At 63.8% G+C, this 17,410-nt stretch carries 16 protein-coding genes; 4 read left to right on the forward strand and 12 right to left on the reverse strand.

Features of this window, described 5'->3' with window-relative positions; translation table 11 throughout:
* The first annotated feature begins 10 nt into the window (after nucleotides 1–10).
* Nucleotides 11–1,831: a translational GTPase TypA gene (typA, locus tag ROH8110_RS06005; protein WP_085816729.1), complete on the forward strand. Its 1,821-nt coding sequence runs from the start codon at nucleotides 11–13 to the stop codon at nucleotides 1,829–1,831.
* Here the strand turns inward: typA and ROH8110_RS06010 are convergent.
* The 5 genes from ROH8110_RS06010 to recA all read right to left on the reverse strand — a co-directional run bounded on the left by ROH8110_RS06010 (nucleotide 1,828) and on the right by recA (nucleotide 6,933).
* On the reverse strand, nucleotides 1,828–2,388 hold the full coding sequence (locus ROH8110_RS06010; RefSeq protein ID WP_085816730.1) for a histidine phosphatase family protein: 561 nt from the start codon (nucleotides 2,386–2,388) through the stop codon (nucleotides 1,828–1,830). The two genes, typA and ROH8110_RS06010, sit on opposite strands and share 4 nt — an antisense overlap.
* A 60-nt stretch (nucleotides 2,389–2,448) precedes the next feature.
* Entirely contained in the window at nucleotides 2,449–2,736 is a 288-nt protein-coding gene (locus ROH8110_RS06015; protein ID WP_085816731.1) for a DUF1330 domain-containing protein, read from the reverse strand.
* A gap of 2 nt (nucleotides 2,737–2,738) precedes the next feature.
* Entirely contained in the window at nucleotides 2,739–3,023 is a 285-nt protein-coding gene (locus ROH8110_RS06020; protein ID WP_085816732.1) for a DUF1330 domain-containing protein, read from the reverse strand.
* Nucleotides 3,020–5,698, reverse strand: coding sequence for an alanine--tRNA ligase (alaS, locus tag ROH8110_RS06025; RefSeq protein ID WP_085816733.1), 2,679 nt, complete (start codon nucleotides 5,696–5,698; stop codon nucleotides 3,020–3,022). Before alaS ends, ROH8110_RS06020 begins: the two co-directional genes overlap by 4 nt.
* Nucleotides 5,699–5,841: 143 nt before the next feature.
* Complete coding sequence (gene recA / locus ROH8110_RS06030) at nucleotides 5,842–6,933, reverse strand: recombinase RecA (RefSeq protein ID WP_085816734.1); 1,092 nt, start codon at nucleotides 6,931–6,933, stop codon at nucleotides 5,842–5,844.
* A 194-nt stretch (nucleotides 6,934–7,127) separates the two neighbouring features.
* Here recA and ROH8110_RS06035 point away from each other — a divergent pair, with 194 nt between their 5' ends.
* Complete coding sequence (locus ROH8110_RS06035) at nucleotides 7,128–7,754, forward strand: gamma-glutamyl kinase (protein ID WP_085816735.1); 627 nt, start codon at nucleotides 7,128–7,130, stop codon at nucleotides 7,752–7,754.
* On the opposite strand, the gene ROH8110_RS06040 is transcribed toward ROH8110_RS06035, so the two are convergent.
* The 3 genes from ROH8110_RS06040 to guaB form a co-directional block, all read right to left on the reverse strand.
* Nucleotides 7,751–10,015, reverse strand: coding sequence for an ATP-binding protein (locus ROH8110_RS06040; protein ID WP_085816737.1), 2,265 nt, complete (start codon nucleotides 10,013–10,015; stop codon nucleotides 7,751–7,753). The genes ROH8110_RS06035 and ROH8110_RS06040 overlap by 4 nt on opposite strands.
* A 155-nt stretch (nucleotides 10,016–10,170) precedes the next feature.
* Nucleotides 10,171–11,334 (reverse strand): RsmB/NOP family class I SAM-dependent RNA methyltransferase, encoded by a 1,164-nt coding sequence (locus ROH8110_RS06045; protein WP_085816738.1) that lies wholly within the window; start codon nucleotides 11,332–11,334, stop codon nucleotides 10,171–10,173.
* A gap of 18 nt (nucleotides 11,335–11,352) precedes the next feature.
* Nucleotides 11,353–12,801: an IMP dehydrogenase gene (gene guaB / locus ROH8110_RS06050; protein ID WP_085816739.1), complete on the reverse strand. Its 1,449-nt coding sequence runs from the start codon at nucleotides 12,799–12,801 to the stop codon at nucleotides 11,353–11,355.
* 154 nt (nucleotides 12,802–12,955) lie between these two features.
* Here guaB and ROH8110_RS06055 point away from each other — a divergent pair, with 154 nt between their 5' ends.
* Nucleotides 12,956–13,576 (forward strand): thiamine phosphate synthase, encoded by a 621-nt coding sequence (locus ROH8110_RS06055; RefSeq protein ID WP_085816741.1) that lies wholly within the window; start codon nucleotides 12,956–12,958, stop codon nucleotides 13,574–13,576.
* 4 nt (nucleotides 13,577–13,580) lie between these two features.
* Here the strand turns inward: ROH8110_RS06055 and olsA are convergent, their stop codons facing one another.
* The 3 genes from olsA to ROH8110_RS06070 all read right to left on the reverse strand — a co-directional run bounded on the left by olsA (nucleotide 13,581) and on the right by ROH8110_RS06070 (nucleotide 15,484).
* Nucleotides 13,581–14,417 carry a lyso-ornithine lipid O-acyltransferase gene (olsA, locus tag ROH8110_RS06060; protein ID WP_370738110.1) on the reverse strand — a complete coding sequence of 279 codons (837 nt, stop codon included), beginning with the start codon at nucleotides 14,415–14,417 and terminating at the stop codon, nucleotides 13,581–13,583.
* Nucleotides 14,414–15,184 carry an L-ornithine N(alpha)-acyltransferase gene (olsB, locus tag ROH8110_RS06065; RefSeq protein WP_085816743.1) on the reverse strand — a complete coding sequence of 257 codons (771 nt, stop codon included), beginning with the start codon at nucleotides 15,182–15,184 and terminating at the stop codon, nucleotides 14,414–14,416. The genes olsA and olsB overlap by 4 nt, the downstream gene beginning before the upstream one ends.
* A gap of 114 nt (nucleotides 15,185–15,298) precedes the next feature.
* The gene (locus ROH8110_RS06070; RefSeq protein ID WP_085816744.1) at nucleotides 15,299–15,484 is read right to left on the reverse strand and encodes a DUF3553 domain-containing protein; all 186 of its coding nucleotides are present in this window, start codon (nucleotides 15,482–15,484) and stop codon (nucleotides 15,299–15,301) included.
* Between the two features lie 27 nt (nucleotides 15,485–15,511).
* Between ROH8110_RS06070 and ROH8110_RS06075 the strand changes: the two genes are divergently transcribed.
* Entirely contained in the window at nucleotides 15,512–16,123 is a 612-nt protein-coding gene (locus ROH8110_RS06075; protein ID WP_170156431.1) for a histidine phosphotransferase family protein, read from the forward strand.
* On the opposite strand, the gene ROH8110_RS06080 is transcribed toward ROH8110_RS06075, so the two are convergent.
* A complete protein-coding gene (locus ROH8110_RS06080) occupies nucleotides 16,120–17,385 on the reverse strand; it encodes a glutamate-5-semialdehyde dehydrogenase (RefSeq protein WP_085816747.1) in 1,266 nt (421 codons plus the stop codon). The genes ROH8110_RS06075 and ROH8110_RS06080 overlap by 4 nt on opposite strands.
* Nucleotides 17,386–17,410: the final 25 nt, after the last annotated feature.

Here is a 17,410-nt window from a genome sequence, read left to right on the forward strand (position 1 = left end):
ACGGACACACATGGACCTGCGCAACATCGCGATCATCGCTCACGTCGACCACGGCAAAACCACGCTGGTTGACGAGCTTCTCAAGCAATCGGGCGCATTCCGCGCCAACCAGGCCGTCGACGAGCGCGCAATGGATTCCAACGATCTGGAGCGGGAGCGCGGCATCACCATCCTTGCCAAAGCCACCAGCGTCGAGTGGAAAGGCACCCGCATCAATATCGTCGACACACCCGGTCACGCCGACTTCGGCGGCGAGGTTGAGCGTATCCTGAGCATGGTCGACGGAGTCGTCCTTCTGGTCGATGCTGCCGAAGGGCCGATGCCGCAGACCAAATTCGTGACCTCCAAGGCGCTGGCGCTTGGCCTGCGCCCGATCGTGGTGCTCAACAAGGTCGACAAGCCCGATGCCGAACCCGACCGCGCGCTGAACGAATGCTTCGATCTCTTCGCGAATCTCGATGCCAGTGAGGACCAGCTCGATTTCCCGCATATGTATGCCTCTGGTCGCTCGGGCTGGGCCGACGCCGAGCTTGACGGCCCGCGCAAGGATCTTTCGGCGCTGTTCGAACTGGTCGTGAACCACGTGCCCCCGCCGCGCCAGCAGGCCCACGCGAACGACGATTTCCGCATGCTCGCGACCACGCTGAGCGCCGACCCCTTCGTCGGGCGCATCCTGACCGGTCGGGTTGAAACCGGTCGCCTCAAGGTCGGCCAGACCGTGCAGTCGATCAGCCGGATCGGCCAGAAGATCGAACAGTTCCGCGTCACCAAGATTCGTGCCTTCCGCGGTCTTGGGCAACAGGATATCGACGAGGCCGTCGCCGGTGACATCGTCAGCATCGCCGGCATGCAGAAGGCCAACGTTGCCGACACGATCTGCGCGCTTGCGGTCGACGAACCGCTCGAAGCGCAACCGATCGATCCGCCCACCATCTCGGTGACCTTCGGCATCAACGACAGCCCGCTGGCGGGACGTGACGGCAAGAAGGTGCAATCACGCGTGATCCGTGACCGCCTGATGAAAGAGGCCGAATCGAATGTCGCCATCCGTGTAAGTGACACGCCGGGCGGAGAGGCATTCGAGGTGGCTGGCCGGGGTGAGCTCCAGATGGGCGTCCTGATCGAGAACATGCGCCGCGAAGGATTCGAGCTCAGCATTTCGCGCCCGCAGGTGCTGATGCGCGAAGATGCCGACGGCAAGCGGCTGGAACCCATCGAGGAAGTCACCATCGACGTCGATGACGAGTATTCCGGCGCGGTGATCGAAAAGATCACCGGCACCCGCAAGGGCGAACTGACCGAGATGAAACCCGCAGGTGCGGGCAAGACCCGGATCATCGCCCTTGTCCCCTCGCGCGGGCTGATCGGTTATCAGGGCGAATTCCTCACCGATACGCGCGGCACCGGTGTGCTGAACCGCGTATTTCATGGCTGGGCGCCCCACAAGGGAGCGATTCCGGGCCGGCGTGCAGGCGTGCTGATCTCGATGGAAGACGGCGAATCGGTGGCCTATGCGCTCTGGAACCTCGAAGAGCGCGGCCGCATGTTCATTGGGGCTCAGGCCAAGGTCTATCAGGGCATGATCATCGGTGAACACAGCCGCGAAAACGATCTCGAGGTGAACCCGCTCAAGGGCAAGAAACTGACCAACGTGCGCGCCTCGGGCACCGATGACGCCGTGCGCCTGACAACGCCGATCACCATGAGCCTCGAAGAGGCCATCGCCTATATCGATGATGATGAGCTGGTCGAGGTCACCCCCAACGCGATCCGCCTGCGCAAGCGCCACCTTGACCCGCACGAGCGCAAACGCGCGGCGAAAACCGCCTAGGGCGCAATCGCGATCCGGTCAATCACCTCAAGCCCGCCGCCATCCGCGCGGCGGGTTACGATGATCTCTCCCGATCCAGCAAAACTGCCGGTCAGGGCACTGATGTTAACCTGATGAGACACCAGCAGCAGCCGGGAATCCGTCGGCTGCGCCTCGATCAGTTTCAGTATCTCGACGGTTTGCGCCGCGCGGTCGCCACGCCCGGCAAAGAACGAATTGAGCGCAGGCTCTTCCACTACTTCGTCGAAACCAAGCAACTCCGCGGTCTCGCGCGCGCGGCACCACTCGCTGGACCAGATCGCATCGAAATGCACGCCATCCGCGCGCATTGCCCTCCCGATCCGGCGTGCCTGTTCGCGGCCGCGCTCATCAAGGTTCCGTTGCGTCGAGCAATCAGCCAGATCGAACCCCGCCGGATCGCCGGTGCCGGGCGCCAGCGCATGACGCATCAGTGCCACTATTCCGGGTCGTTCGAGCGCCGAGAGATCCTGCGCCCTGGCACCTGACGTCAGGCCCGCCACAAGCGAAATCATTGCCGCGATGAGGATAGCTCGCATGGCACCCTTCCCTTTTCCGTTCAAGGAAAGGATAGAGCGACGCGACGGGCCGGCCAGTTCCTACTCGCTGGTCTCGACGATCAACAGCTCACGCTCCGAGGCACCTCGCGCATGGCTCAGCGCCTCCTGGTATTCGGGGCTGTGATAACAGGTCTCGGCGGCTTCGACACTGGGAAAGCGCGCCACCACGTTGCGCGGGCGCTCTTTACCCTCAAGCTGCACATAGCGCCCGCCCCGGGCAATGAACTGCCCGCCATGCTTGGCGATGGCAGGTCCGGCCAGTGCGGCATAGCGCCCATAGGCCTCCTCGTCGGTGACGGTAACATGGGCAATCCAGAGTGCTGGCATGGTCAAATTCCTTCCACAATGACGATGTCGCGTCGCGAGCTGCGCAGCGCGATCGGCAAAATCTCCTGGTATTCGGGCGACTCATACCAGGCAAGCGCCTGCTCCCGGCTCGGAAAGGCGATAATCACATGGCGATCCGGCCCGTCGCCTTCGACAAAGCTCTGCGCGCCACCCTTGACCAGGAACGCGCCACCCGCCTTTTCGGCCAGCGCGACGGTCTGGCTGGCATAGGCGCGATAGTCATCGGGGTCGGTCACATCGATCCGGGCGATCAGATAGGCTGTCACTTCGCCGCCTCCCGCGCGTCCAGCACCGCCTCGGCGGCCTTGATCGCGGACTCGGCGTTGCCTGCGTCAGGCCCGCCGCCCTGCGCCATGTCCGGGCGCCCGCCCCCGCCCTTGCCGCCCAGTTCGGGCGTTGCGGCACGCACAAGGTCGACGGCCGAAATACGGCCCGTCAGATCGTCGGTGACGCCTGCCGCGACCGCCGCTTTGCCATCGGCCTCGGCGATCAGCAAGACCGCGCCGGAACCGATCCGTGTCTTGTGTTCATCGATGAGCGCTGGAAGGTCCTTGCCCGACACTCCGCTCAGCACTTGCGCCAGGAACTTGACGCCGCCGATCTCGCGCGGCTCGGCGCCACCGCCTTGCCCCGCTCCACCTGCCATCGCCAACTCGCGGCGCAGCTGCGCCACTTCATTTGCGAGCTGCCGGCGCTCATCCATCAGCGATTTGACACGCGACACCACATCCTCGGGCCGGGTCTTCAGCTCACCTGCCAGCGCATCCACGCGTTTGGCCTGCGCGCCCAGGTACTCGAGCGCCGCCTGCCCGGTCAGCGCCTCGATGCGGCGCACGCCCGCGCTCGACGCCTGATCGCCGGTGATGACGCAAACCCCGATATCGCCCGTCTGGCGCACATGAGTGCCACCGCACAGCTCGATCGAATAGGTCCGCCCGTCCATGCCCTTGCCGGAACCATCCTGCGTGCCCATCGACACGACGCGCACCTCGTCGCCGTATTTTTCCCCAAACAGCGCCTGCGCACCCAATGCACGCGCATCGTCGGGGGTCATGATCCGCGTTTCGACCGGCGCGTTCTGACGGATGAAGGCGTTTACGTCGCCTTCGACCTGCGCCAGTTCGTCGTCGCTCAGTGGCTTGGCATGGCTGAAGTCGAACCTGAGACGGTCCGGGGCATTGAGGCTTCCGCGCTGTGCAACATGATCCCCGAGCGTCTCGCGCAGCGCCTCGTGCAACAGGTGCGTTGCCGAGTGGTTGGCGCGGATGGCGCTGCGGCGCGCGTGGTCCACCTCAAGCTGCGCAGCCTCACCCTTGGCGATCACCCCGCTGGTCACTTCGGCGACATGGATGAACACGCCCGCCACTTTCCGCGTGTCGGTAATGCGCGCTTGACCCGCATCGGTTTTGAGCGTCCCGCTATCCCCGACCTGACCGCCCGATTCCGCATAAAACGGCGTCTGGTTCAGCACGATCTGAACCTCTTCCCCGGCTTCCGCCTTGTCGACAGGCTTGCCATCTCGCACCAGGGCGGTGATCTGCCCTTCGGAGATCTCGGTATCGTAACCAAGGAAATCAGTCGTTCCGATCTTATCGGCAATGTCGTACCAGATCGTTGCATCGGCGGCCTCGCCCGATCCGCTCCAGGCGGCGCGCGCCTTGGCCTTCTGCTCGGCCATGGCGGCATCAAAGCCCGCAACATCCACCGCGCGGCCCATCTCGCGCAGCGCATCCTGCGTCAGATCCAGCGGAAAGCCGAACGTGTCATATAGCTTGAACGCCGCCTCGCCCGGCAAGGGCGCCCCATCCGACAGCTTGCCAAGCTCGTCATCAAGAAGCCGCAAACCCCGGTCCAGGGTCTGGCGAAAGCGCGTCTCCTCAAGGTTCAGAGTCTCTTCGATCAGGGCCTGCGCGCGGCCAAGTTCGGGATAAGCCTGGCCCATCTGGGTCACGAGGCTCGGCACAAGGCGATACATCACCGGATCCTGCGCACCCAACAGATGCGCATGACGCATCGCGCGGCGCATTATCCGGCGCAGCACGTAACCGCGCCCCTCGTTCGAGGGCATCACCCCATCGGCGATCAGGAACGAGGTCGAGCGCAGATGGTCCGCGATCACCCGGTGATGCACATTGCCCGGCCCGTCCGGCTCGCAATCGGTGATATTGGCGCTGGCCTCGATCAGGGCGCGCAGCAGGTCGGTGTCGTAATTGTCATGCTTGCCCTGAAGCAGCGCTCCGATCCGCTCCAACCCCATGCCGGTGTCGATGGACTGCATGTCGAGGTCGCGTTGCGTGCCGTCCTCGAAACGCTCGTTCTGCATGAAAACGAGGTTCCAGATCTCGATGAATCGGTCGCCATCTTCCTCGGGGCTGCCCGGCGGGCCACCCCAGATGTCGGGGCCGTGATCGTAGAATATCTCGGTGCAGGGGCCGCAGGGGCCGGTCGCGCCCATCGACCAGAAATTGTCATCCGTGGCGATCCGGATGATCCGCTCTTCGGGCAGGCCCGCGTATTTCTTCCAGATATCGGCAGCCTCGTCATCGGTATGATAGACCGTCACCAGAAGCTTGGATTTGTCGATCCCGAAGTCCTTGGTCAGCAAGTCCCAGGCGTAGGGTATCGCCTGATCCTTGAAATAATCGCCAAAGCTGAAATTGCCGAGCATTTCAAAGAACGTATGGTGACGCGCTGTATAGCCGACATTGTCCAGATCGTTGTGCTTGCCTCCGGCACGCACGCATTTCTGGCTGGTCGCCGCGCGCTGATAATCGCGATGTTCGACCCCGGTAAAGAGGTTCTTGAACTGCACCATCCCCGAATTGGTGAACATCAGCGTCGGATCGTTGCGCGGCACGAGCGGCGAACTGTCGACGATCTGATGTCCGTTCCTGTCGAAGAAATTCAGAAAGGTTGAGCGGATTTCATTCAGCGTGGGCATCTGGGACTCGTTCTTTATCGGGGCATCTGACCTTGCGTTGTGCAGCTTTATCGACGGCCAGCACCGGTGTCCACAGCAAGAAAAGGCCCGAACGCTCTCCACGTCCGGGCCAGATTGCACCCAATGCCTTCTGCGTGCCGCGATCAGGCTTCGAGGATATCCGCGTCGTCATCGCCTTTGCTGCCGCCCTTGCCTTCGGGCATGTCGAATTCCAGCCCATGTGCGGCACGGATCTTGTCCTCGATCTCAAGAGCGATCTGCGTGTTGTCCTTGAGGAACTGTTTCACGTTCTCGCGGCCTTGGCCGATCCGCTCGTCGCCATAGCTGAACCAGCTGCCCGATTTCTCGACCACACCGGCCTTGACCCCGAGATCCAGCAGTTCGCCGGTCTTCGAGATGCCTTCGCCATACATGATGTCGAACTCCACCTGCTTGAAGGGCGGCGCGACCTTGTTCTTGACGACCTTGACGCGGGTGGCATTGCCGACAACCTCGTCCCGGTCCTTGACCGCGCCGATCCGGCGGATGTCGAGGCGCACCGAGCTGTAGAATTTGAGCGCATTGCCGCCGGTGGTGGTTTCGGGGCTGCCGAACATCACGCCGATCTTCATGCGGATCTGGTTGATGAAGATCACCGTGCATTTGCTGCGGCTGATCGAACCGGTCAGCTTGCGCATCGCCTGGCTCATCAGCCGCGCCTGCACACCCACACTGGAATCGCCCATCTCGCCTTCGAGTTCGGATTTCGGGGTCAATGCGGCGACCGAGTCGACCACCACCATGCTGACCGCGCCCGAGCGCACCAGCGTGTCCACGATCTCGAGCGATTGCTCGCCCGTGTCGGGCTGCGAAATCAGCAGCTCGTCAAGGTCGACGCCAAGTTTCTTGGCATAGACCGGGTCCAGCGCATGTTCGGCATCGACGAAGGCGCAGACCCCGCCCTTCTTCTGCTGCTCTGCGATGCAGTGCAGGGTGAGCGTGGTCTTGCCCGAGCTTTCAGGGCCGTAAATCTCGACGATGCGGCCATTGGGCAGCCCCCCGATTCCAAGCGCGATATCCAGCCCCAGCGAGCCGGTCGACGTGGCCTCGATGTCAGCGACCGGGTTGTCCGATCCCATCTTCATGATCGAGCCCTTGCCGAACTGGCGTTCGATCTGCGCAAGCGCGCTGTCGAGCGCTTTCTGCTTGTCCGCGTTCTTCTTGCTGTCCATGGTCAAAAGATCTGCCGTTGCCATTGTTTCGGTCCCTTATTTCACACCCTGTTTCGGGCGGCAATCACTGCCTGTGTTCACCTCTTGTTCCCAGAGATATGAAGACAAAAGGAGAACATTTCAAGATAATTGTTCACAGCGTCCAGTTTTTCGCGCAGATATGAAAATGTCGTTAACGCGCGGCGGATATGTTCGGTTGCTGTCGGAAAGGTGCAGAAATGCTCGTGTTTTCAAAGGCCAGGCTGGTGTTCCTCTCGGTGCCAAAGACCGGCACCACCGCCTATCAGGCCGCGCTGGCACCGCATGCGGCGATGGTCGTGAGCGATCCGCCCGAGCTCAAGCACGCGCCGGTGTTCCGCTATAACCGCTTCTTTCGCCCCGCGCTCGAGAAATTCATCGGCGCGCCGCTCGATGTCGTGGCGGTGATGCGCGAGCCCGTCGACTGGCTGGGAAGCTGGTACCGGTATCGCCGCCGCCCCTTCATGAAGGGACAGCGAAACGCCACCCATGACATCGATTTCGACACCTTCGTCGACGCCTATACCAAAGGCGAAAGACCCTCTTTCGCCAATGTAGGTTCGCAGGCAAAGTTCCTCGAGCCGCAGAAGAACGGCACCGCAGTCACGCATCTTTTCCGCTACGAGGATCAGGCCGGGCTCAAGGCCTTTCTTCAGGAGAGGCTCGAGATCACCTTCGAGACCGCAGAAGAAAACGCCTCGCCCGCGATGGCGCTGGACCTCTCCGAGGCGACCACAGAAAAGATGCGCCGCAAATGCGCCCACGAGTTCACCCTTTGGGAGGGGATCGGCACTGGAGGGGCTTATCGTCCTCTGCAGCCCGCCTAGGCCGGACCGACGATTTCAGCCATCTGGCGCTGCACGGTCTCGGTGAGTTCGGTCAGCGAAAACGGCTTTGGAAGGAAGACCGAATTCGGAATCGCCTTTTGCGCATCCCCGAACGTCTCCTCGGCGTAGCCGGAGACAAAGACCACATGCACGTCGGGGCGATCCTTGAGGGCCTGCGCCACCCAGCTCGGCCCGTCAATGCCGGGCATGACCACGTCGCTCACGAAGACGTCGACCCTCATTTCGGGGTCCTTCAGCAGCTCAAGCGCGTCTTCGCCCGTTTCCGCCTCAAGCACGGTGTAACCACGCAGTTGCAGCGCGCGACTGGCGAAGGCGCGCACAGGCGCCTCGTCCTCGACCAGCAGCACGACACCATCGGCGTGCGCCTTGCCCTTGGTGCTGATCTCGGGCGCCTTCGCAGGTTCAACCGGCGCGTCATGGGCAGGCAAAAGCAACTGGAACGTCGTGCCCGCACCAACCACGCTGTCGACAAAAATGAAACCGCCGGTCTGCTTCATGATGCCATAGGCCGTCGACAGGCCTAGCCCCGTGCCCTCGCCCGGACGCTTGGTCGTCACGAAGGGCTCGAACACCTTTTGCAGCTTGTCGGCGGGAATGCCGACGCCTTCGTCGATGACCCTGACAGAAACATAGCGCCCCGCTGCAACCACCGCCCGTCCCCGCCGCATCGGCTGCATAAGATCGAGATTCTCCGTCACGATCCGAATCTCGCCGCCATCGGGCATGGCGTCGCGTGCATTGACCACCAGATTCATCAGGACCTGCTCAAGCTGCCGCTTGTCGGCGCGGATCTTCGCGAGCATCGGGTCGTGGCTGAGCGCGAGCATCACCTTTTCACCCACCAGCCGGTTCAGCAGATGGGTCAGATCGGCCAGCATGTCGCGCATGTCCATGATCTCGGGGCGCAGGGTCTGTTTGCGTGAGTAGGCCAGCAGCTGATTGACCAGTGCCGCAGCACGGTTGGCGTTCTGGCTGATCTGCACGAGGTCCGCGTAATCCGCATCGCCCTGATCGTGTCGCAACAGCGCAAGGTCGCAATGGCCGGTGATCGCCGTCAGCAGATTGTTGAAATCATGCGCCACCCCGCCGGCAAGCTGGCCGATTGCCTGCATCTTCTGGCTCTGGACGAACTGCGCCTCCAGCGACTTGAGCTTCGTGGCATCGCTCAGAACCGCGATCAGAACGATCTTGTCGCCCTCGCTCACGCGGTTCAGGGTCACTTGCGCGAACACCTCCTTATCGTCCCGTCGCACCCGCATGAATTCCGAATGGCTGGCGCCGCGCCCGGCGGCGGCATCGCCCAGCCAGTCGGTGATCGAACGGCCCAACCCCTCCAGAAGGTCGCCAAGACGCCGGTCCTGACAGGCGGTGACACCCAGCAGATCACGCGCCGGGCGGTTCGACAATTCAATCTCGCCGCTCGGCGCCAGTTTCAGCAGCGGAACAGGCAGCTCATCGAAGAACGCCCAGCCATCGGGTTGTCGCTCGGGCGCGGCGATCCCCGGCAGCAGGAACAGCTCACGTCGCCCCGTCGCTCCTTCAAGCTCGACCACGAGGCATGGCATCGGTCCGGTGCGGGTGATGATATCGTTCACCTGACCGGGGCGCGGCGGTAACCGCGAAAAAATCGCATCAAGGCTGCGCACCCGCTCCCCCACCAGGCTGCGCGCGGCCGGATTCATGAACAGCACCGTACCCTTTCGCCCCACCGTCAAAAGCGGCAGCGGCATAGGATCGGCATGGATCTGAACGCCGCCAAGCGGCTTCTCTACCCGCCACAGAAAGGCCTCGGGTCCGACGCGATGCACCGATATCTGCACATGACCCTGCCGTGTGACGACCGCCTCGCGCGCTGCCCCGCGTGCGCGCGCACGGCTTTCCAGCCGGAACAGAACCATCCCCGGATTGGCGAGCGCACCCTGAATCACCCCTGCCAGCGTGCTGGCTCTCCCGGCATCAAGCTGGCGCTCGGCGGCGGGATTGAGATGGACAAGCGTGCCATCTTCGCGCGCCACAAGACTGGGCGTCGGGTCATGATCCAGAAGCTGCGCGAGCCTGCGCTGAAGCACGCGATCCGCCCGCGCCCGCAGATAGGAAAGAAGCGCGACCCATCCCGCTGTCATGGCCAGCGTTCCCGCGATCAGCCAGACCAGCGCCTGCACCAGTCCCGCCCCGAAAATCACGCCGGTCGCAGCAAAGATGACCGCCGCAGCGAGAATCGCAACGACCCGCGACCGCATGCCCGTTGTGGCCCGGTGCAGCGGCCTCGGGAATTGAGCGGTTTCTGTCACCTGTTGACCCCCGGTCTTCGATTCGGTTCAGACCGTTCTGGCCGAAAACCCTTTCGCGAAGGTTAAGATAGACCGAAAACACCCGTCAAGGTTGTATACCCGCATCATGAACGCCGCTGGACAACCCACAGGTAGAAACCGTCGCCTTCGTCACCGATGGGCCACCGTCGTCTCAGGGTCTCGCGCCAGCCGGGATGGCGGGCCATGAAATGATCGCTTTGCGCCTCGTTCTCGGCGTGAAACAGCGAACAGGTCGCATAGGCCAATTGCCCTTGCGGCGCGACCAGCGCCTGCGCCCGATCAAGGATATCGCCCTGAATCCGAGTCAACTCGCCAAGGCGCTCGGCGGACAGGCGCCATTTCTCATCCGGGCTGCGCCGCCAGGTGCCACTGCCCGAACAGGGTGCATCGCAAAGCACTAGATCATAAAGCGCAGCTTCCTCGGCATCGTCCAGCAGCTGAACATCGACCCCGGCACGCGCGGCGCGGGCCGGCAGATCGGCCATCCGGCGCGGTGCCGCGTCATGGGCGTAAAAGGCGGAATCGGCACGTGCCGCCAGCGCCAGAACCTTGCCTCCCCCGCCTGCGCAGTAGTCAAGCACCCGCCCTGCCCCCGACAGATCAAGCGCCGCCATCGCGGCCTGGCTCGATCCGTCCTGCAATTCAACCATGCCCTCGATGAACGCCCGCGAATTCGCAACCCCGCGGGCGCCTTTATCAAGGCGCAGCGCCATAGGGGCTATGGCGACCGGCTCGGCGGCCAGCCCATCCTCGGCGAGGATCGCAATGACCTCGTCGCGCGTGGCGCGCCGCTCGTTCACCCGCAACATGAGCGGCGCGCGCCCGCGCAGCGCAAGCGCGGCCTCCTCGGCGCGCTTGCCAAGTGACTCATCGAAAAGGCTCAGCATCCAGTCGGGCAGGTCCAACCGCTCGCCATCGCTCTCGGGTTGATGACCGCCGGCGGCTTCATCCGCGGTCAGGGGCGCGGGCGCGTGGCCCTCACCCGAAAATAGTGCCCCGATCGGTTCATTCGCATCCCGCACTGCCCCAAGCATCAGGCCCCGGCCCGTCATCGCGCCGCCAAGACATGCATAGGAGCGTTTACAGCGAAGCGCCTGGTAGACGTGATCACGCACCGCCGCGCGGTCCTTCGACCCCGCATAGCGCGCGCCGCGCGCCCAGCCGGTCAGCGCCTTTTCAGCCGCCTCGCCCGCCAGCACCGCATCGAGAACCCCGATCGCGGCGGCGATCCGCGCGCCGGGTGTCATGGCGCGGCCCTGCCGGGTCTAGCCGATCCGGTAATTCGGGCTTTCGCGTGTGATCTGCACATCATGCACATGGCTTTCCTTGAGACCAGCGCCGGTGATCCGCACGAACTTGCAGTCGCGGCGCATCTCTTCAACTGTCGCACAGCCCGTATACCCCATCGCCGCGCGCAGACCGCCGACAAGCTGATGCAGGACGTTGCCGGCCGCACCCTTGTAGGGCACCTGCCCTTCGATCCCTTCGGGTACCAGCTTATCGCTGGCGGCATCCTTCTGAAAATAGCGGTCGGCGGAGCCGCGCGCCATCGCGCCAAGGCTCCCCATGCCGCGATAGGCCTTGAAGCTGCGGCCCTGGTAAAGGATCGTCTCGCCGGGGCTTTCATCGGTGCCTGCCAGCATCGAGCCGACCATCGCGCAGGACGCGCCCGCCGCAATCGCCTTGGCGAAATCGCCCGAGAACTTGATGCCCCCGTCGGCGATCACCGGCACGTCGCCCGCTGCCTGCGCGCAATCCATGATCGCGGTCAGCTGCGGCACGCCGACGCCCGCCACCATCCGCGTGGTGCAGATACTGCCCGGTCCGATGCCCACCTTGATCGCATCCGCACCGGCGCCGATCAGCGCCCTGACGGCCTCAGCGGTGGCGACATTGCCGGCCACCACCTGCACCTCGTTCGACAGCGCCTTGGCGCGTTCGACCGCATGGGCGACACCCTCTGAATGGCCATGCGCCGTGTCGATCACGATCATGTCCACACCCGCATCGACCAGCGCCTGCGCACGCTCGAAGCCAGCATCGCCCACGGTCGAGGCGGCGGCAACACGCAAGCGTCCCAGCTCGTCCTTGCAGGCCGTCGGGTTCAGCACTGCCTGTTCGGTATCCTTGAGCGTCAGGAGGCCGGTCAGCTTGCCCTGCCCGTCTGTGACCAGCAATTTCTCGATCCGGCGCGCTTTCATCAGGGATTTCGCCTCCTCGCGGTCGGCGGGCTCCTGCAGGATCGCCAGCCGCTCCGAGGTCATCATCACCCGCACCGGCGTGTCGTCACGGTCGGCGAAACGCATGTCCCGATTGGTCACGATCCCGACGACGCGCCCGGCCTCATCGACCACCGGAAAGCCGGTGACGTTGTAACGGTCCTGCAGCGCCTTTGCGTCGGCCAGCGTCTGGTCCGGGGTCAATGTGATCGGATTGTAGACGATACCCGACTCAAAGCGCTTCACCCGGCGCACTTCCCTCGCCTGCTCCTCGACGGTCAGGTTGCGGTGAACCACCCCCATGCCGCCCGCCTGCGCCATGCATATCGCCATGCTGCTTTCGGTCACGGTATCCATGGCCGAGCTGAGCAAGGGAATATTGAGAGCAATCGATCGGGTCACCTGCGTGCGGGTATCCGCCGTGCTTGGCAGCACGCTGGACTTTGCGGGGACTAGCAGAACATCGTCGAAGGTCAGCGCCTCACGAATCTCCATCGCGTTTCTCCATGGACAGATCGTTTGGCGCTTCCCTATTTCATGGATCGCGGTCGGGTGAAAGACCATTCTGACCTTGTCGGGCGCATCGGATGCTTGGCCTTGGCCCGGCTTCCGCGCTATAGGGGCGCAAACCAAAGTCAGGACAAATCCCATGGCCGAAGCCGAGCAGCCCCAGATCTACCTTGTCACACCCCGCGAATTCGAGCTCTCGGCGTTCTGCGACCGGCTTGCCGCGGTGCTCGATGCGCATGAAATCGCCTGTGTCCGCCTTGCGCTCGCCACGCAGGACGAGGACCGCCTGTCGCGCGCGGCCGATGCCTGCCGCGAGATCACCCATGCGCGCGACATCGCGCTGGTGATCGACAGCCACCTGATCCTGGCCGAAAGACTGGGCCTGGACGGCGTGCACCTGACCGATGGCGCGCGTTCCGTGCGCACGGCGCGCAAGGCGCTTGGCAGCGATGCCATCGTCGGGGCCTATTGCGCCGCCTCACGGCACGAGGGCATGAACGCGGGTGAAGCGGGCGCCGATTACATCGGTTTCGGTCCGGTCGGCGCAACCGCGCTTGGCGACGGGTCGCTCGCCGGGCATGAGCTGTTTGAATGGTGGTCGCAGATGATCGAATTGCCGGTGGTCGCCGAGGGTGCGCTGGACGCGGCGCTGATGGAGGCCCTTGCGCCGGTCACCGATTTCTTCGCCATCGGCGACGAGATCTGGGGCAGCGACGATCCCGCCAAAGCGCTTGGCGCGCTGATCGCGGCGATGGGCTGACTGCTCAGCCCGCAGCCTGACGGTCGGGCGGCATTCCTACGCGCACGATACGCTCGACATGGGCGGCCAGCGCCTTCCGGTTGTCAAAACCATCGACCCTGACCGGATCATGATAAACGACCCTGACGGCACCATGTCGGCGCGCAGCCAGCATCGCCAGAAGATGCGGCGCGAAATCCATGTCGCCCCACCAGCCGTAGAATCGCGGGTCCGCGCCCTCGGGTGCGCTGTAGATCACACTGACCGGCTGAATATGCACATCATGCAGAAGGTCTGGTGCATAGAACGCCTGAAACAGGGTCGTCCTGAACGGCAACACCCGGAACCCGTCGGTCGATGTGCCCTCGGGAAAGAACAAGAGCCTGTGTCCCGCCAGCAGCCTTGCCTCGAAAAGCTCGGTCTGGGCACGAGCCTCCCTCGGGTCGCGACTGATGAAGACGGTTCCCGCGCAACGCGCCAACGTGCCGATCCCGGGCCAGCCCGCGACTTCGGATTTCGACACGAAATAGATCCGCTTGCGTGCATTCAGCGCGAAGATATCGAGCCATGACGAATGGTTGGCGACCACCGCACCATGCTTGCGCATCGGGCGCCCTTCGATTTCATGGCGCATCCCCAATATACGGAACATCGCGCGGCTGACGCGTTCTGGAACATGCGCAGTCCAGGGGCGGTGAAGCCCGTGAATCGGCCGCTCGATCCCGCGCAGCGCAAGCAGCAGCACCAGACCGCCCACCAGCAGAACAGCCATTGCCCCGCCCCGGATTCCGACCCGCAGCCAGCCCGCGACTCCGATCGGGGCCAAGGGTGGCACATCGCCCGAGTCCCAGGTGAAGTTCACCCCGCAGCATCCTTTGTATAAATGGTTTTCTGCTTTTCACTCATGCGGGTGGTATCCATCACCAGGCAGATATCCGTGGTGTTGAAATCGTGATCGACAAAGGCGCCCTCGCCGACATAACCGCCAAGGCGCAGATAGGCCTTTATCAATGCCGGAACCTGCAACATCGCCGCGCGCCGGTCGAGATCGGCCTCGGGAACAAGGTCCATGCTCTGGAAATGCGCGGGCTGTGCGCGCACCCGCAGCGGCGGCGGCGCCAGGTGCCGGTGATGGAGTAGCGAGAGCGGCTGCGCCAGTTCCTGCGGGTCGGTGCCGTGAAAGCTGGCCACGCCGAACAGGATCTCTATCCCGTGCTCGGCGACATAGCCCGCCAGTCCCGTCCAGAGATGATACATCGCCGCACCGCCCCGGTAGTCGGCATCGAGGCAGGAGCGGCCCAGCTCCATCAGCCGCCGCCCCGAACGCTTGAGGATGTCGAGATCGTATTCATCCTCGGAATAGAACTGCCCTGCACATCGCGCCCGGTCATCGCGCAGCACCCGGTAGACGCCGATGACATCGCCGCCCCTTGCATCGTCCATCAGGAGGAGGTGATCGAACCATTCGTCGAACCGGTCGCGCTCAAGGCGCGCATCGTGATCCACCAGCGGCCCGTCGCCGCCCAGTTCCTCGACAAAGACGCGGTAGCGCAGACGCTGCGCAGCGCGCAGCTCGTCTTCGCTGCTGGCCAGCTTCACGCGAAACTGAGGAACATGTGCTGAATCCATCGTGCCTCGAGCTGCTTTGCGGCATGTGGCGTGGTTGTAGTGAAGGCTCTGCACAATGGCAACGCCCGCGCACGATCACCCTGCACCCGCAGCCGCGTTAATCATTTGGTAACTCTATCGGTCCTCTATGACAGGAAGCAACGCCACGCGGTTCGCGTCGATCACCATCTTTCCGGTCTCCCGGAAATTCACCGTGATGCGCCCGCCGATGTTGGATTGCACCTGCCCGATCCCCCAATCGGGCTGCTCCGGATGCCGCACCAGCATGCCGGGTTCGAGAAGTGAATTGAGGTCCGACATATGCGTGCGCCCTTCGGAGTGATCGACATGCCCCACCATAGCGAAACACTGGCCGCACTGATAGGCTCGCGGATCTGCCATGACCTCATCAGCCCGATCGGCGCCGTCGCCAATGGCCTCGAACTGCTGCGGCTTTCCGGCGCGGATGAGCGGCCCGAGATGGCGCTGGTCAGCGACAGTGCCGCCCATGCCAATGCCCGTATCCGCCTGTTTCGCCTCGCCTTCGGTATCGCCTCGGATGCGCAGATGGTCAGCGCCGAGGAAATTCGCCGCATCCTTTCGGAGATCTATGACGGCAGCCGCATCACCCTTGACTGGGCCCCGGCGGACAGCATGGCGCGGCGCATCGCGCAGGTGGTGCTGCTGGCAACGCTCTGCTGCGAACACGCCCTGCCCTATGGCGGCGCGCTTTGCGTCCGCATCGGCGATGATGCATGGCATATCCGCGCTCAGGGCGAACGGTTGCGGCTCGATCCCGGTTTCTGGGGCTTGCTGCGCGGCGAAGCACAGACCGCCGAGGTGCCCCCGGCGGCGGTGCAGTTCCTGCTTCTGCCGCTGCAAATGGCGTCTATGAACCGCCGCTGTTCGTTTGAAACCGGCCCCGACAGCGTTGAAATCACCATCGGGCGCCAGAGCTAGCGACGGGTCGCGCCATCGCCTTCGACAAGATACTTGAAACTGGTCAGCTGCGCGGCCCCGACCGGCCCGCGCGCATGCAGCTTGCCCGTCGCGATGCCGATCTCGGCGCCCATGCCGAACTCGCCGCCATCGGCGAACTGGGTCGAGGCGTTGCGCATCAGGATCGCGGAATCGAGCCGCTGAAAAAACGCGGCGGCGGCGGAATCATCCTCGGTGATGATGCAATCGGTATGCTGCGAAGCATAGCGGCGGATATGCGCGATGGCCCCATCGAGATCATCCACCACGCGCGCGGCGACAATACTGTCCAGGTATTCGCAACCCCAATCCGCATCAGTGGCGGCCTTCGTCCCCTCGATCGCCTGCAATGTCTCATCCGCGCGCACTTCGACCCCGGCATCCATCAACGCGCGCACCACGCCCTGGCCGATCGTATCGACGATATCGCGATGAATCAGCAGGCACTCAAGCGCGCCGCAGATACCTGTGCGCCGGGTCTTGGCATTCAGCACCACTTTCAGGGCCTTTTCAGGATCCGCCTCGCGGTCGATGAAGATATGCACGATACCCTCGAGATGCGCAAAGACCGGCACCCGCGCCTCGTTCTGCACCAGCGCCACAAGGCCCTTGCCGCCACGCGGCACGATCACGTCGATATCGTCCACCATGGTCAGCATTGCCTGCACAGCAGCGCGGTCGCGCGTCGGCACAAGCTGAATCGCATCCTCGGGCAGACCGGCGGCGCGCAGCCCCTCGACAAGGCAGGCATGGATCGCGCTCGAGGAATGGAAGCTCTCGGACCCGCCCCGCAGGATCACCGCATTTCCCGCCTTGAGGCAAAGCGCACCGGCATCGGCGGTGACATTCGGGCGGCTTTCATAGATCACGCCGATCACGCCGATGGGGGTGCGCACCCGGCGGATATGCAAACCCGACTCCATGTCCCACTCGGCCAGAACCTCGCCCACCGGATCGTCCTGCGCGGCCACTGCACGCAGGCCCGTGACAATGCCGCCGATCCGGTCCTCGGTCAGCAGCAGGCGGTCCATCATGGCATCCGACAGGCCCTTGTCGCGCCCAAAAGCCATATCCTGTTCGTTGGCCGCCATGATCGCGGCGCGCCCGTTCCAGACCGCATCGGCTGCCAGCTCCAGCGCCTTGCGCTTGGCATCCGCGCCGGCGCTCGCCAGTTCACTGGCCGCGGCCCTTGCACGCTGGCCGATCCCGGCCATCAATGCGGGAATGTCATCCACGTCTTTCATCGTTCACTTCCCTGAATTCATGGGA

This window comes from Roseovarius halotolerans (assembly GCF_900172255.1).
GTDB classification, from domain to species: Bacteria; Pseudomonadota; Alphaproteobacteria; order Rhodobacterales; family Rhodobacteraceae; genus Roseovarius; species Roseovarius halotolerans.